The organism is Cupriavidus necator (assembly GCF_016127575.1).
Classification (GTDB): Bacteria; Pseudomonadota; Gammaproteobacteria; order Burkholderiales; family Burkholderiaceae; genus Cupriavidus; species Cupriavidus necator_D.
The window spans coordinates 1142827-1158121 of sequence record NZ_CP066019.1; the positions used below are offsets into that span (position 1 = coordinate 1142827).

The 15295-nt window shown below is 65.6% G+C and carries 12 protein-coding genes and 3 pseudogenes; 4 read left to right on the top strand and 11 right to left on the bottom strand.

The window, feature by feature from the left end; genetic code table 11:
• Window positions 1-16 precede the first annotated feature (16 nt).
• From I6H87_RS24210 to hppD, 9 genes and pseudogenes are all read right to left on the bottom strand, one after another.
• Entirely contained in the window at window positions 17-1093 is a 1077-nt protein-coding gene (locus I6H87_RS24210) for a porin (protein ID WP_010812420.1), read from the bottom strand.
• 294 nt (window positions 1094-1387) lie between these two features.
• A pseudogene (locus I6H87_RS34500) lies at window positions 1388-1512 on the bottom strand (IS5/IS1182 family transposase); the annotation flags it as partial.
• A gap of 440 nt (window positions 1513-1952) precedes the next feature.
• Complete coding sequence (locus I6H87_RS24215) at window positions 1953-2954, bottom strand: Bug family tripartite tricarboxylate transporter substrate binding protein (protein ID WP_010812421.1); 1002 nt, start codon at window positions 2952-2954, stop codon at window positions 1953-1955.
• Window positions 2955-3129: 175 nt separating this feature from the next.
• Window positions 3130-3990, bottom strand: a complete 861-nt coding sequence (locus tag I6H87_RS24220) for a MipA/OmpV family protein (protein ID WP_010812422.1) — start codon at window positions 3988-3990, stop codon at window positions 3130-3132.
• 111 nt (window positions 3991-4101) lie between these two features.
• Window positions 4102-4595 (bottom strand): annotated as a pseudogene (locus I6H87_RS24225) (molybdopterin cofactor-binding domain-containing protein); the annotation flags it as partial.
• Between the two features lie 80 nt (window positions 4596-4675).
• Window positions 4676-4720, bottom strand: a pseudogene (locus I6H87_RS34920) (hypothetical protein); the annotation flags it as partial.
• A gap of 445 nt (window positions 4721-5165) precedes the next feature.
• Window positions 5166-6362 carry an amino acid aminotransferase gene (locus tag I6H87_RS24235; protein WP_010812425.1) on the bottom strand — a complete coding sequence of 399 codons (1197 nt, stop codon included), beginning with the start codon at window positions 6360-6362 and terminating at the stop codon, window positions 5166-5168.
• Window positions 6363-6471: 109 nt separating this feature from the next.
• Window positions 6472-7866, bottom strand: coding sequence for an amino acid permease (locus tag I6H87_RS24240; protein WP_010812426.1), 1395 nt, complete (start codon window positions 7864-7866; stop codon window positions 6472-6474).
• Window positions 7867-8040: 174 nt separating this feature from the next.
• Window positions 8041-9120, bottom strand: a complete 1080-nt coding sequence (hppD, locus tag I6H87_RS24245; protein WP_010812427.1) for a 4-hydroxyphenylpyruvate dioxygenase — start codon at window positions 9118-9120, stop codon at window positions 8041-8043.
• Between the two features lie 230 nt (window positions 9121-9350).
• Between hppD and I6H87_RS24250 the strand changes: the two genes are divergently transcribed.
• A complete protein-coding gene (locus I6H87_RS24250; protein ID WP_010812428.1) occupies window positions 9351-9824 on the top strand; it encodes an Lrp/AsnC family transcriptional regulator in 474 nt (157 codons plus the stop codon).
• A 140-nt stretch (window positions 9825-9964) separates the two neighbouring features.
• Here I6H87_RS24250 and I6H87_RS24255 read toward each other — a convergent pair whose 3' ends face one another.
• Window positions 9965-11791, bottom strand: coding sequence for a PAS domain-containing sensor histidine kinase (locus I6H87_RS24255; protein ID WP_011617001.1), 1827 nt, complete (start codon window positions 11789-11791; stop codon window positions 9965-9967).
• Window positions 11792-12554: 763 nt separating this feature from the next.
• Here I6H87_RS24255 and I6H87_RS24260 point away from each other — a divergent pair.
• The 3 genes from I6H87_RS24260 to I6H87_RS24270 all read left to right on the top strand — a co-directional run bounded on the left by I6H87_RS24260 (window position 12555) and on the right by I6H87_RS24270 (window position 14622).
• Window positions 12555-13181, top strand: coding sequence for a response regulator transcription factor (locus tag I6H87_RS24260; protein ID WP_010812430.1), 627 nt, complete (start codon window positions 12555-12557; stop codon window positions 13179-13181).
• Window positions 13182-13220: 39 nt separating this feature from the next.
• Window positions 13221-13901: an Hpt domain-containing protein gene (locus I6H87_RS24265; protein WP_011617002.1), complete on the top strand. Its 681-nt coding sequence runs from the start codon at window positions 13221-13223 to the stop codon at window positions 13899-13901.
• Between the two features lie 214 nt (window positions 13902-14115).
• Window positions 14116-14622: a hypothetical protein gene (locus tag I6H87_RS24270; RefSeq protein WP_010812432.1), complete on the top strand. Its 507-nt coding sequence runs from the start codon at window positions 14116-14118 to the stop codon at window positions 14620-14622.
• A 15-nt stretch (window positions 14623-14637) separates the two neighbouring features.
• On the opposite strand, the gene I6H87_RS24275 is transcribed toward I6H87_RS24270, so the two are convergent.
• The gene (locus tag I6H87_RS24275; RefSeq protein WP_011617003.1) at window positions 14638-15231 is read right to left on the bottom strand and encodes a TetR/AcrR family transcriptional regulator; all 594 of its coding nucleotides are present in this window, start codon (window positions 15229-15231) and stop codon (window positions 14638-14640) included.
• Between the last annotated feature and the right edge of the window lie 64 nt (window positions 15232-15295).

The following is a 15295-nucleotide window of genomic DNA, read 5'->3' on the forward strand; positions in this document are numbered from 1 at the left end:
GCCTCCAGTATTCGCATCAGAACCGGTGGCGAACGCCCATCACGGCACCCGCCTGGTTCTTGCCCGGCTGTACGTTGAAGACGGCCGACGTGCCGCTGCCGCTGTTGAAGCCGTTGACGCCCAGTGCCGAATTATCCTTGTTTAGCGCGTAGGAGACTGACGCGTAGAGGTCGGTGCGCTTGCTGAGCAAATAGTCGCCGGTCAGCACGAACTGCCACGGGTCAGACCCAGTCTGCCGGAAGTCCTGGTAGTAGGCCGTGCCAGTCAGGGAAAACGCCTGCGTCAGCTTGTAAGCCAGGCCCAGCCAGTAAAGGTTCGAGCCGGCATTGGCCTCCTGGGCGCCCGGCAGCATGGCCCCATCATAGGCCTTCGCCAGGCGGTAGCCCACATATACCTTGGCATCACTCACCGCATACGTGCCGGCCACGGAAACGCGTCGCAGGACCGGCGCCTGGTTTGAGGGCGTGCCGACGTGCGCATCGTCATAGGCCACGCCGAGCGCGAAGGGGCCGGAGGCATAGTTGACGAACGCGCCGAAATTGCGCCCGAATACGTTGCTGCCCGCCACTTCGCTGCCATTAGCCTGGAAGGAGTAGAAAGCCTGTGCGGTGAGTCTCCCGAACTTTCCGACATATTTGACGGCATTGTCTGCGCGCGCTCCAAATTCTGGAGCAATCGAGAGGATGCCGTAGCGGTCAGCAATCGCATTAGGATCGTAGATATTGCCGAATTCGCGCATGGCGGTCTGCTGCCGCCCGAACAGCAGTGAGCCATAGTGGCTATCCAGCCCCACATAGGCGCCGCGGCCGAACAGACGCCCGCCCTGGGCCGAATTGCCGGTATCGATGTCGAAGCCGCTTTCCAGATAAAAGACCGCCTTCAGCCCGCTGCCCAGATCCTCCACGCCACGCAGACCCCAACGCGAGCCAGACTGGTTCCCGGAAACCAGTCGCACGACACTGTCACCGTTGCGCCCAGCATTGTTGTTGAACTCGATACCAGCGTCGGCGATACCGAACAGCGTCACGCCGGACTGGGCAGACACGGCATTGGCTGCGACGGATGCGGCAACGACCGCAAGAATCTTTTTCATCTGACCTCTCATTTTGCTCATGGCAGACGTGCATGGCACTGCCATGCAGTGCCCGCAGATTAACCAACTACCGGCGGCCAATGCTTGCATACCCCGTCCATGCCGCGCGTAGCCACGGAACAAGCGTACATATCGACACAGGTCATTCCGCGGCACACGCACTTTGAAGCTGAATTGTATTGCTGTGTATCTGGATACGATGGACTATTGAGCGATGCTTTGTGCGAATGCCCACCGAATACGCTGTGATGGAAGGGAACGTGATCTGCGGCCTCACAAGAAGCTGTTGCGAAATCAGTTCATGCAGTGCTTTAGCCTGCTCCGGCAAATCAGTGAACAGGCAAGGGACAGGGAGGGTTCGAGGACATCGACATATCGTTCGTATCGAAGCTCTAGGCGTCTGAACGAGTGGAGCCAGTCGAGCGCTCCACGCTGATCCGCTATTCAGGAATTTGTAGCAAAAAGGCACCCCGTAGCCGGGGGACTAGCGGGGCGCTCAAGGCATTGCAGGCTGGATTGGAGCCTGCCTCCCGGAGTGTGCAGATGGGCACCCACACGCGATGTTCGCTTGCGCACGCATTGCGGACGAGTGATTGTATTTTCGTGATGTCGGAACAATCGTAAGCGCCGGCGGGCCGCTCGACCGCTCGAAGCTTATCGATGTCATGTCTAGGTACGGGCTGGTGCCGGCGCCACCACCACAATGAAAACTGGGCGTCGATTTTTCGGGAGACTCATCTGACTGCTCAGGGTCGACAAGAGGCCTTCGTTCACCCCGCAAGTCGCCATCCCAAAAAAAACGTGGCGAGCCTGGTAGCTCGCCACGTTTATACCCGGGCTTGTATCGCGGTCTGCAACCTCAATCCAGCGTAATTTTCCCCGCCTTAACAATCTCCCCGTAGCGCGTGGTATCGCGCTCGATCAGCTTGCGGAATTCTTCAGAAGTACCGCCCACCGGCACAAAACCGAGATCGGTCAGCTTCTTCGCGACCTCCGGGCTGCGCGTGGCCGCGGCGATTTCCCTGGCCATGCGGGCCACGATCGGTTGGGGCGTGCCGGCAGGCGCCATCAGCCCGGTCCAGGAACTCATCACGAAGCCGGGAAAACCTGCTTCTTCCATGGTCGGGATGTTGGGCTCGCCTGGCCAGCGCTTGGCGGAGGCCACGGCCAGCACATTGATCTTGCCCGATTTCACATGCGGCATCGGCACCAGCAGCGGGTCGAAGGCGACCGAGACTTCGCCGGACACCAGCGCGGGCAGGATCGGCGCGCTGCCGTTGTACGGCACGTGGGTCAGCTTGAGCTTCGATTCCATCGCCAGTCGCTCGCCCGTCAGGTGCGCGGAGCTGCCGACGCCGCTGGAACCAAAGGTCAGCGTGTCGGGGTGCTTCTTGCCGTAGTCGACCAGTTCGGCGACGGTCTTGACCGGCAGCTTCTTGCTGGAGAACAGGAACAGCGGCAGCTCGGCCATTTCCGCCACCGGCACCAGGTCCGTGGGCTTGTAGCTGAGCTTGGAATACAGCGACATGTTCGCGCTGTAGGCGGCAAGTACCGACACGAAGGTGTAGCCATCCGGCGCCGAGCGCGCGGCCACGCCGACGCCCAGGGTGCTGTTGGCGCCGGGCTTGTTTTCGATGATGATCGGCTGGCCCAGCCGCTGCGAGACTCTTTCGAACACGACGCGCGAGACGGTGTCGGTGGACCCGCCCGGTGTGTAAGGCACGATCACCTTGATCGGCTTGGCCGGCCACGCTTCGGCGGCGAGGGCAGTGGGGGCGGTGTGGGCGGCGGCCAGGCCGGCAATGGCCATGGCGGCGAAACGCGCGCTGCGCGCCACGCGGTGCTTGATGCTGGACTTCAACTACATCTCCTTCTTTGGCTTCTTCGACTATCCCCTGGCGGGGATGCTGCGGCCGGATATTCCGGCCGGCCAATTATGCGGGACGCAGTTTCGAAGAACCGTGGCGGTACCGCCCAAATCGCGGGCGCGGGCCATCCACTGTGCGATAGCCGCACTGGGCGGACGGCTATCGGCGTCAGAATTCGTAGTTGATCGACAGGTCGAAGACCCCGTTGGTCGACTTGCGCGTGATCGGGCTGTCCGCCGCATCGCCGGCCAGTTGCGAGATCGCGATATCGCTGGTGGCAAACCAGTGCTTGTTGAAATACCACACCGCACTGACGCCGAAGCCGTAGGACTTGATGCCGCCGCGCGCATGGTAGGCGGGCCGTCCGGCGCGGGCCTGCGAGTCGCTGACGCCGTACCAGGCGTTCATATAGCGCGAGTCGGCCAGCGTCACGGTGGGGCCGGCAAACCAGAAGAATTTCTCGGAGCTGCCCGGCAGCGGCATATAGGCGCCGATATCGCCGACCCAGCCGTCGCTGCCGCCCAGGCTGCGGCGCGCGTCGATGCGCAGCACCAGCGGGAATTCCTTCGAGACCGCGTATTCAGCGAACAGCTTGCCTTCGGGCGCCGGGTTGATATTGCCCATGCCGTCCAGGTGCGGCGAGTCCTCCTTTGCGCGCCGCCCAAGGTTGTAGGACAGCGCGATCCCCGCGCGCCAGTTCTTGCCCCGCAGCAGGTTCACGCCCAGCCCTTCGCCGATCGAGGCAAAGGCCAGGTCGCGGTAGCGGATATCGATGCTGGGCCCGCCGATGAGGATGTATTCCGACGAGCCGTCGTAGCGCGGCCGCACCATGGCCGCGGCGCCGAGCCGGACTTGCCAGTCGGGGATGGTGTCTTCAAACAGCTTCTGTAACGGGATGCCGGCGGAGAACTGCCATTCCGCCAGCGGTGCCGGGGTCTGGGCGCTGGCCAGGCCCGGGGCCAGGACGGCGCCGGCGGCCAGCAGCAGGGCAATGCACGAGAACGGACGCTTGGGGTAGAGCTCGGTCACGGCAGCCTCCACGCCCGCCAGGCGGGCAGTCAGGTTGCGGGCACGAGGCCCGTGGGCGACATCTTTCCATTGGATGGCGGCCAGCGCAACCACCCGGGGCCTGAGCGGGCCTCAGTCCAGCAGCTTGTCCAGCGTAATCGGCAGGTCCCGTACGCGCCGGCGTCGATGGTGCCGACGTCGGCATTGACCGGCACGTGGTACTCGGCCAGGTTGGCATTGGCAACGCGCCCGGTGACGGGATCCAGCTCGGTCTTCTCATGCAGCGCCATGCCGATGCCCCAGATAATGCCGCCCTTGAGCTGGCTGTGCGCGGTCTTGCGGTTCAGCAGCCGGCCCACGCCGTAGCTGGCGACGATGCGGTGGACGCGGATCTCGCCCAGGTCGGGATCGACGTGGACCTCTGCAAAGACCGCGCCAAACGCGTGCATTGCGTATTGCTTCCGCTCCTTGCCGGGCCTGGCGCTGGCCCGCGCTTCAATCGCGTGGCCGCCTGCGCGGGTGATCGGCGCGGACACGGATTCGCGCTGCGTCGGATCGGATCGGCGTTGCAGCCAGCCGTCGCTGATCTCCACTTCTTTCGCCGGCACGCCCGACAGCGGCGAGGCAGCGGCTGAACCGAACTTGCCTCACCAGCCTGGGCCTCGGCCAGCATGCCCACCGCAGAGCAGATCTGGCCCGGCGTGCAGAAGCCGCACTGCAGCGCGTCGTGCGCGAGGAAGGCGGCCTGCATCGGATGCAGCGCGCCGCACTGGCCGCGGTCGCAGCCCTTCTTGGCGCCGGTCAGGTGGATCACTTCGCGCAGCGCGTCAAGCAGCGTGCAGCGGGGCTCCAGCTGCAGCGTGCAGGGCTTGCCGTTGATGTGCAGCGTGACAGGGCGGGCGGCGGTGCCGGGGGCAGGGCGGTGCTGCACTGGGCGGGGGCCTTGTCTTCGGACATTTGCGGGCCTTCTGTGGGAACTCCGGCACGGTTGGGGACGGTGCCTGGGATGCAGGAAGGCTGCAAGTTCAGTGCCGGGGATGGCCGTGGCGATGGGCCTGAGGAAAGCCAGGGGAAGCCATGGCTGGAAAGTCAAAACTCCACGGCGTTTGTAGAGATTACGCTGGCGCGTCCCATGCGCCGCCAAATAAAAAACGGCGCCCGAAGGCGCCGCCTGGTGATGCCGTCTGCCGTCAGGCTCAGCCCTTCAGCACACTCCCGATGGCCTTGGCCACGATCCCTACATTGCGCTCGTTCAGCCCGGCCACGCACATGCGGCCCGAGCGCAGCAGGTACACGCCATGCTGCTCGCGCAGGCGCTCGGCCTGGTCGGCGGTGAGGCCGGTGTAGGTGAACATGCCGCGCTGGGTCAGGTAGCGCGACAGGGCCTCGCCGCTGACATGGTCGCGCAGGTTGTGATGGATCGCCTCGCGCATGCGCGCGATGCGGCCGCACATCTGGGCCAGTTCTTCTTCCCACAGCTGGCGCAGCTCGGGCGTGGTCAGCACCTTGGACACCACGCGCGCGCCGTGCGTGGGCGGGTTGCTGTAGTTGGCGCGCACCGCGCCGGTCAGCTGGCCCAGCACGTTGGTGGCTTCGCCGGCGGTGTTGCAGAACACGCTCAGGCCGCCGCAGCGCTCGCCGTACAGCGAGAAGTTCTTCGAGAACGAGTTGGCCACCAGGCAGGGCACGTCCTGCGCCACCAGCTCGCGGATGGCGAAGGCGTCGTCTTCCAGGCCGGCGCCGAAGCCCTGGTAGGCCATGTCGACGAACGGCAGCAGCTGGTTGGCCTTGAGCAGCGCGATCAGCTGGCGCCACTGGTCCTGGTTCAGGTCCACGCCGGTCGGGTTGTGGCAGCAGGCGTGCAGCAGCACGATGCTGCCCGCGGGGATGGTACGCAGCGCGTCCATCATCGCGTCGAACTTCAGGCCGCCGGTGGCGTCGTCATAGTACGGGTAGGTATTGACGGTGAAGCCGGCGCGCTCGAACACCACGCGGTGGTTTTCCCAGCTGGGATCGCTGATCCACACCTGCGCCTGCGGGTAGTAGCGCTTGAGGAAATCGGCGCCCACGCGCAGCGCGCCCGAGCCGCCCAGCGTCTGCAGCGTGGCGATGCGGCCGGCGGCGCGCGCCGGCGAGTTTTCGCCGAACACCAGCGCCTGCACCGCGTTGCGGTAGGCCACCAGGCCCGACATCGGCAGGTAGGGGCGCGGGCCCATGTCGGCCAGCAGCGCGGCTTCGGCCTTGGCCACGGCCTGCATCACCGGCAGGCGGCCCTCGTCGTCAAAGTAGATGCCGATGCTCAGGTTGACCTTGTCGGTACGCGGGTCGCGCTGGAAGTCCTCGTTGAGCGAGAGGATCGGATCGCCGGGAAATGCCTCGATGTGTGCAAACATGGGATGCGATGGAATTGGGTCGGGGGGCAGCTGCCGCGGCGCAGGGGGCGTCGCGCAGCCTGAATTCTAACCGGCGGCGCCCGCAGTCTGCAGGCGCCGCCTTGCCGCTTCAGCGCAGTTGCTGGGCGGCGATGCCGCTTTGCAGCGCGGCGGCCGCGTTCTTCTGGCGCACCAGGTAGCTCACGCCGAGCACCACCAGCCACACCGGGATCAGGTAGACCGAGAGGCGCAGGCCAGGCGTCAGGTACATCACCACCAGGATGCCGGCCAGGAACACCAGGCACAGGTAGTTGGTGAGCGGATAGCCCCAGCTCTGGAACTTCGTGGCCTGGCCGGCGCGGCGCTTGTCGGCGCGGAACTTCAGGTGGATCAGGCTGATCATCGCCCAGTTGATGATGAGCGCCGACACCACCAGGCCCATCAGCATCTCAAAGGCCTTGCCGGGCATGAAGTAGTTGATCACCACGCAGGCCGCGGTGGCCACGGCCGAGAACGCCAGCGCGGTCAGCGGAATGCCGCGCTGGTTGACCTTGAGCAGCGCCTTGGGGGCGTTGCCCTGCTGCGCCAGACCGTACAGCATGCGGCTGTTGCAGTACACGCCGCTGTTGTAGACCGACAGCGCCGCGGTCAGCACCACCACGTTCAGCACATTGGCCACCCAGTTGCTGTTCAGCGCGTGGAAGATCAGCACGAACGGGCTGCCGCCGGTGACCACGTTCTCCCACGGGTACAGCGACAGCAGCACCGCCAGCGCGCCCACGTAGAAGATCAGGATGCGGTAGATCACCTGGTTGGTGGCCTTGGGGATGGTCTTCTCGGGAGAATCCGCCTCGGCCGCGGTGATGCCCACCAGCTCCAGCCCGCCGAACGAGAACATGATCACGGCCATGGCCATTACCAGGCCGCCCATGCCGTTGGGGAAGAAGCCGCCGTGCTGCCACAGGTTGGCCACGCTCGCTTGCGGGCCGGCATTGCCGGACAGCAGCAGGTAGCCGCCGAAGCCGATCATGCCGATGATGGCCGCGACCTTGATGATCGAGAACCAGAACTCCATCTCGCCGAAGGACTTCACGCTCGACAGGTTGATCAGGTTGATGATCACGAAGAAGGCCAGCGCCGAGACCCAGGTCGGGATCTCGGGCCACCAGTACTGCACGTAGATGCCAACGGCCGAAAGCTCGGCCATGCTCACCAGGATGTACAGCACCCAGTAGTTCCAGCCCGACAGGAAGCCGGCGAAGTGGCCGCAGTATTTGTCGGCGAAGTAGCTGAACGAGCCGGCGACGGGCTCGTCCACCACCATCTCGCCCAGCTGGCGCATGATGAAGAACGCCACGATGCCGGCGATCGCGTAGCCCAGCAGGACCGAGGGCCCCGCCATCTTGATGGTCTGGGCGATGCCCAGGAAAAGGCCGGTGCCGATGGCGCCACCCAGCGCGATCAGCTGGATATGCCGGTTCTTCAGGCCGCGCTTGAGCGTGCCGTCATTGCTGCTTGCATGCATTCAGTTGTTTCCTCTACCCATTCTCATGGAATGCGGGCCCGCGCCTCTGGCTATTGTCGAGTCGGACGCTTGGGCCTGGGGGACGTCACCGCCCGCGCGGCAGGGTCACTGCCGCGAAGGAGGTGTGCGCGTTTCCGGAACCGGCCGGAGCCGGTCAGGGAAGATCGATGCCGGTCAGGCCTCGACCTTGAGCGTGCCGCGTTCGATCTGGTCGCGTTCCAGCGACTCGAACAGGGCCTTGAAGTTGCCTTCGCCGAAGCCTTCGTCGCCGCGGCGCTGGATGAACTCGAAGAACACCGGGCCGAGCGCGGTCTTGGAGAAGATCTGCAGCAGCAGGCGGGGCTTGCCGCCTTCGGTGGTGCCGTCCAGCAGGATGCCGCGCGACTTCAGTTGCTCCACAGGCTGGCCGTGGCCGGGCAGGCGCGTGTCCAGTGCTTCATAGTAGTAGTCGTTCGGCGCAGTCATCAGCGGCACGCCTGCCAGTTGCAGGCGGTCGATGACCTCGATCAGGTTGTCGGTCAGGAAGGCGATGTGCTGGATGCCCTCGCCGTTGAAGGCCATCAGGAACTCTTCGATCTGGCCGGCGCCCTTGGACGATTCCTCGTTCAGCGGGATGCGGATTTTACCATCCGGCGCAGTCATGGCCTTGGAGGTCAGGCCGGTGTACTCACCCTGGATGTCGAAGTAACGGATTTCGCGGAAGTTGAACAGTTTTTCGTAGAAATTGGCCCAGTAAGCCATACGGCCACGGTAGACGTTGTGAGTCAGGTGGTCGATCAGCTTGAGGCCGTGGCCGACCGGGTGGCGGTCGACGCCTTCGATGAATTCGAAGTCGATGTCATAGATCGACTTGCCTTCCTCGAAACGGTCGATCAGGTACAGCGGCGCGCCGCCGATGCCCTTGATCGCGGGCAGGCGCAGCTCCATCGGGCCGGTCGGGATCTCGACCGGCTGGGCGCCCAGTTCCAGTGCACGGGCGTAGGCCTTGTGCGAATCCTTGACGCGGAAAGCCATGCCGCAGGCGCTCGGGCCGTGCTCGGCGGCAAAGTAGGCGGCGTGGCTGTGCGGCTCGCGGTTGACAATGAAGTTCACTTCGCCCTGGCGGTACAGCACCACGTCCTTGGAGCGGTGCTTTGCCACCAGCGTGAAGCCCATCTGCTCGAACAGGGGCTCAAGCACGTTTGGGGTGGGCGAGGCGAATTCCACGAATTCGAAGCCCATCAGCTGCATCGGGTTGTCAAACAGGTCGGCCATGGCTTTCTCACTAAAGGGGCGGGAAATAATATTGTGGCTGCGGCACTTGGCAACGAGGTCGCGCCGGAGTCAGTCGGCTCGGCGGAAACCTGTTGCAGGACAGGCCTGTAGTGCGCTTGCTTGGGATGCAGTGTATATTCCTGACGGCAAAATTGGATTTCGTAAAACAGGCAGGGAAACCCTAGATTATGAAATTCGATTGCGTGAATCTCTGATGTGAGGAAATCAAAGTGCAATCGATCGAGCTGGACCGTACCGATCGCCGCTTGCTGGGGGTTTTGCAGGAGCAGGGGCGGGCCTCCAACCTGGAGCTGGCAGAGGCCATCGCGCTGTCGCCGGCGCAGACTTTGCGGCGCCACCGCCGCCTGGAAGAGGCCGGGCTGGTCAAACGCTATGAGGCGCGGCTGGACGCGGCGGCGCTGGGCTTTGGCGTGGTGGCCTTTATCCATGTGACGATGGAGCGCGGGCATATCCGCGACCTGTCCAACTTCAAGCGCCTGGTGGCGGAACTGGCGCAGATCCAGGAATGCTTCTCGGTGACCGGGGATATCGACTACGTGCTCAAGGTGGTCGCAAAGGACCTGAAGTCGCTGTCTGACTTCCTGCTCGATACGCTGATGCGTATCCCGGGTGTCAGCGGCGTGAAGTCCAGCGTGTGCCTGGACGAGATCAAGTGCACCAGCGCGGTGCCGCTGGAGGCCTGAACCCGAAGGGAAGGCTGCTGCCGGGCCGCAGGGCTAGGCGTGGTCGACGCCGCGTGGTTATTTCCACGCAAGGAGGCCGCAACAACGCCCTGCGGCCCGGCAGCAGCCTTCGCGCCCCTTTTTCATTCTGAAACGGGTTCTTAATCTTCCGGCTGGTCGAGGCGGTCGCACTGTACGTTCATTGCCCGGCACACCGCGCACCATGATGGCCGCGAGCCGGGCTTGACGCCGCAGTGGGCGGCCTCGTCACGCGTGCCGGCCTGGCTGTCGGGCGCGCTGACCCGCACTGGCACGGCTATCTCGCGCACCCGGTGGCCACTGGCGCAGGCTTGTGCCACCGCCGCATCCAGCGCCTGCAGGCCAACCGGCTTGACGATCACGGCATTCATGCCCGCCGCCAGCGCCGCGGCATGGTCCACCGCGACGGCGCTTGCGGTGCAACCGATCACCGGCACGCTGCCGCGCGCATCCTTGCGTGCGCGCACCGCCCGTGCGAATGCCATGCCGTCCATGACCGGCATGGCGCAGTCGCACAAGATCACGTCGAAGCTGGACCGGTCCAGCATGGCCAGCCCTTCGCGGCCATCACAGGCGGTGCTCACGCGGTGGCCCAGGTGCTCCAGCTGGCGCTGCAGCAGCAGCCGGTTGGGCGCATGGTCGTCGATCACCAGGACGTTGACCCGGCGCCGTGCGCAGCCCGCCATGGGCGGCGGCACCGGCTCGGGCAGTTCCGTGGCGACGGCAAGCGCCAACGGCAGCGTCACCATGACGCGCGTGCCCTGGCCCGGCTGGCTGGACAGCGAGATCTGGCCTCCCATCGCGCTGGCCAGGCGCTGGCAGATTGCCAGCCCCAGCCCGGTGCCGCCGGCATGGGGCCGGGTGCGGTCATGCACCTGTTCGAAGGGTTCGAACATGCGCGCCTGCTCGCCGGCGGGTATCCCGATGCCGGTGTCGGAGACGGTCAGCATGACCTGCTGCACGCCGTCGCGAGGCGCCAGGGCGTCAAGCCTGACGTGGATCGTGCCGCTGTCGGTGAAGCGCACCGCGTTGGACACCAGGTTGGCCAGGATCTGACGGAAACGCAGCGCATCGACCTGATGCAGCGGCGCAACGGCGACGCCGATGCCGCTGGTCAGCGGCAGGCCCTTCTGTGCCGCCACCGGCCCGAAGATCAGCAGCGTGTCCTTGACCAGCCCGGGCAGCGAAGCGGGTGCCGGGTGGATGCTGAACTTGCCGGCCTCCATCTTGGACAGGTCCAGGATGTCGTCGATCAGCGCCAGCAGGCCCACTGCCGACTTATGCGCCGTGACCAGCTGCAGGCGTTCCTGCTCGGCCAGCTGGCAGCGCGCCAGGGTCAGCTCCAGCATGCCGGTGATGGCGTTCATCGGGGTGCGGATCTCATGGCTGACCGAGGCCAGGAAGGTGGACTTGGCGCGGTTGGCGGCCTCGGCTTCTGTCTTGGCCTGCGCCAGCTCGGCCAGCATGTCGTGGCGTTCGGTCAGGTCGACGCAGCCGCCGGCCAGGCCCTTGACGGTGCCATCGGCGCCGCGCAGCGGTGTCAGCCAGTTCAGCACGTGGTGGGTGCGCCCGCCCAGGCGCAGGCAGCGGTCCTTGTGCAGCGGGATGCCGTCCTTGATCACCTTGCGGTAGTCGCGCTCCACCTCGGCCATGTCGATGGCGATGGGATGCACCTGGACCGATGTGTCCAGCGGCTGCCCGCGCAAGGTGTCGCGCGTGGCGCCGACCAGTTCTTCATAGCTGCGGTTGCAGGTGATGAGCCGCAGCGAGGCATCGCGCAGGTAGACAGGCTGGGGAATGCCGTCGAGCAGCGCCGACTGGATCGCGATATTGTCCTTCAGCGCAATCTCCGCGGCGCGGCGCCGGCGCACCTCGCGATACAGCACGAAGATCCATGCCAGCAGGCATGGCGTCAGCAGGCAGAGCAGCCCGGTCGTCCACCCCAGCACCTGCCAGTGCGCCTGTGGCGCTGCTTGTGGTGGCGGGGCTGGTTGCAGGGCCGGTGCCTCGGGCAAGGCGACTGGCGTGCCGGCCGGGGATGGCGCTGGCGCGGGATCTGCCGTCCGCTGGGCAACGGCGCAGGCCAATACGCTGACGAACAACGCGGCACTTGCCAGCCGCCAGGCGCGCGTGAAGCGGTGCGGGCAAGCGGTGGCCGATGGAGATTCGTTATGGATGGGCTGATGAATGGACAAGCGGGGCGGCAAAATTCAGTGAAACATGGCAGCGGCCGCCGCGCGGTTGGCGTAGCGGTGGCTGGATAGTTTTCACTCTATGGGCTCAGCCTCGATATCTCATTAGGACGAATCTGAGATTGGGGGTGAAATTTCCGGATCACGCGCCGTTGATGCCTTTCACGTCACATATCGAAGATAAATGCCGGGCAGCATCTCACGGGGCCAACGCCGGCATCAGCCAGGCACGCACGCGCCAGCGTCGAGAAACCCGATGGCGGCAGGCAGGTCCAAAACAAAACCTTCCGGTACCCCCTGCCATGGTCCGGCGACGTGGTTTTTCAGCTGTGGCGGCAGCGTTATGATTGGATTGCGCAACTGCCATGGTCCGCATTGCGCCAGGCCTGCAAAACCAGCCGGGTTTTCGGAAGAAGCAAGCCCGCGCTCGGAAATTTCCGGTGCCCTCCGGCACAAATGCTGAGCAAAATGATGTGCATGGGCGCCCGGACATCAGGGCGCCTGTTATGGAGTTCAAGTTTTGACCACAATCCTGATCGTCGACGACCACCCGCCCGTGCGGGTGGTGCTAAAGACGCACTTTTCCCAGGTGCTGGGCATCACCCATGTGCTTGAGGCCGACAATGGCCAGGCCGCCATCGAGATCGTGCGGCAGTACACCCCCGACGTGGTGATCCTGGACCTGGACATCCCGAAGATCAACGGGCTGGACGTGATCCCCCGCCTCAAGGCCTGCCACCCCGCCGTGCGCATCCTGGTCATTTCCGGCCAGGACCAGAACACGTTTGCCCCGCGCGCGCGCCAGGCCGGCGCGCATGGTTTTGTCAGCAAGACCCAGGAACTGGCCGAGATCGTGCGCTGCACCGAGTCCGTGCTGGCCGGCTATACGGTGATGCCGGAAACCGACCGCGGCAACAACGCCGGCCACGCCGACGAAGCCGCGCGCCTGGCCAGTCTTTCCGACAAGGAACTGGTGGTCATGCAGATGCTTGCCAAGGGCATGTCGAACAAGGAAATCGGCGAAACCCTGTTTATTTCCAACAAGACGGTCAGCACCCACAAGACCCGGGCCATGGAAAAACTCGGGGCAAAATCGATTGTCGATGTCATCGACTTTGCGCGGCGCCACCATATCGCGATCGGCTAGCATGCTGCCCGTGATTCGACTCGCATTGAGAAGCGGCGCATGACCGGCGCGTTGCTGCTTGCCACGCCCGGCGACACGCGCTGGGTCGCCGGGGTTGCCCCGATCCTGCGCGATCTCGGCTTTGATGTGCACACCGACACGCCCGCGCCGGACGCCGCCGCAGACATCGGCCTGGTGATAGCCGGCGCCGCCACCGAGATCCCTGACAGCCTGTTGCGCGCCTGGCGTGCCACCGGCCCGGTCTGCGCCGTGGTGCTGCCGGCCGACGCGGTGCCGGTGCCCGGCGCGGACGAAGGTGTGATCGCCTGCCTGCGCGAGCCGGTGACCGAAGCGGCCATCGTCGCCATGCTGGCCCGCCAGCGCTACCTGGCGCTGTCCCCCCGCGAGGCTGCGGGAATCGGGCCAGCCATCGCGTCGCAGACCTTCGGCAACCGCGCCTTTGCCGCTGAGCTGGTGCACGCCCTGGTCACCTCGGCGCAGGCCGACCTGGCGCAGTTGCGCGCCGCGGACGGTGCGCTGGACACCGTGCGCAGCGTCGCCCACCGGCTCAAGGCATCTGCCCACTACGTCGGCTGCCATGCCTTGCGTGCTCTTGCCCAGCGCCTGGAGCATGCCGCCAGCGACGGCGATGCCGCCAACGCCGCTGCGCTGGCCGCGATCGTGGCGCCGACGGTGGCGCGGCTGCTCGCCCTGCTGGCGGCGCTGCCATCGGAAAAATAAGATGGCGGCGGTCGCCGGCAGCTCCGGTGCGGGAATACACCGGATTGGCCCGGTGCGGTCGGTTGATTATGCTCGGATATATCAGGGCGCCGATTTTCAATATTCTGGAATTAATGACGCCGATTAATGCGGTGCGTTTTTATATGACGGCGCGGACGCCGGATTCTGATATTCGGCAGGACGGTTAGTTTGACGATATTTTCCGGGAGCGGGCATGGGTCAGATCATGGCGTCAATGCCGGAGTCGGCGTTTTATTTCCATCTGGCGGCGGTAACCATGCTGCTGCTGGGGCTGGCGCTGTATCGCGCGGTGTCGCACGTGATGGCGACCCCGGACGGGCGCAAGGCCCGCGCGCAGCGCCTGGCACTGGTGACCGCGGGGCGGCTGCTGGCGCTCGGCGGTATCTGGACCGCCATCGCCTATGGCCACGGCGCCTGGGAGCGCGCCGGCGCGCATAACTGCCGGCACCTGCCGTCGTTGGATGCCGCCGCGCGCTACGCAGCGGAATACTGCTATCTGGGTCGGGAGCGGGTGTTGCTGCGCATCTACGGCGTGGAGCGCGACCGCGTGCTGGCCCAGCGCACCTTCAACAGCAGCGGGCCGGTGCGGCTCAGCTGGGACGGCCAGGCCGTGGTCTTCGATGCCGCGGCGCCTGGCAAGGCAGGGCGCCTGGCGCTGCCGCCCACGCTGGGCGACCGGTTGCTGGCGCGGCTGCCCTGATCCGGCGCTCTACAACTAGTCTGCGTGCAAGCGCGCCAGCAAGGCGTCCAGCCCCGCCGGGGCCGGCAGGCGCGCGATCAGCCAGCGCACCGCTTCGGACAAGCCCTGGCCGTCGTAGTCCGGCGCGAAGCTGTGCAGCGTGGCGCCGTGCAGGAAACAGCGCAGCGCCAGCCATTCCGGCTCCGGCGGCGCGTCCGGCGGCTGGCCGAACAGCATCTGCGGCACAGCCTCCAGCGGCGCGCGCACGGCGGTGGCCAGGCGCGCGTCGCCACGCGTTGCCATCCACACCTCCAGTATGGCGAGCGAGGTATGCCGCTGTGGGCGGGTCGCCAGGATATGCAGCATCAGGTGCAGGCACAGCGAGGGGCTGAGCGGGCCCAGCGCGGCCAGGCGCGCCGCCTCGCGCTCCAGCAGCCAGGTGAGCATGGCTGGCAGCAGGTCATAGCGGCCTTCGGGGAAATGGTGCCGCAGCGAGCCGCGGCTGCTGCCGGCCAGTTCGCACACGCGCGCTTCTGAAAAGGCCGCATAGCCTTGCTCGACGAGCAAGGTCACGGCGGCGTCGATCAGGGACTGGCGGGTGCTGGCGCTGCGTTCGGCTTGGGTGGACATCTGTCGGATTGTAGCAATGGCTGCCAGAGCGCAGCCTGGCGCGCGGGCAGGGTGAGCTTGCCTT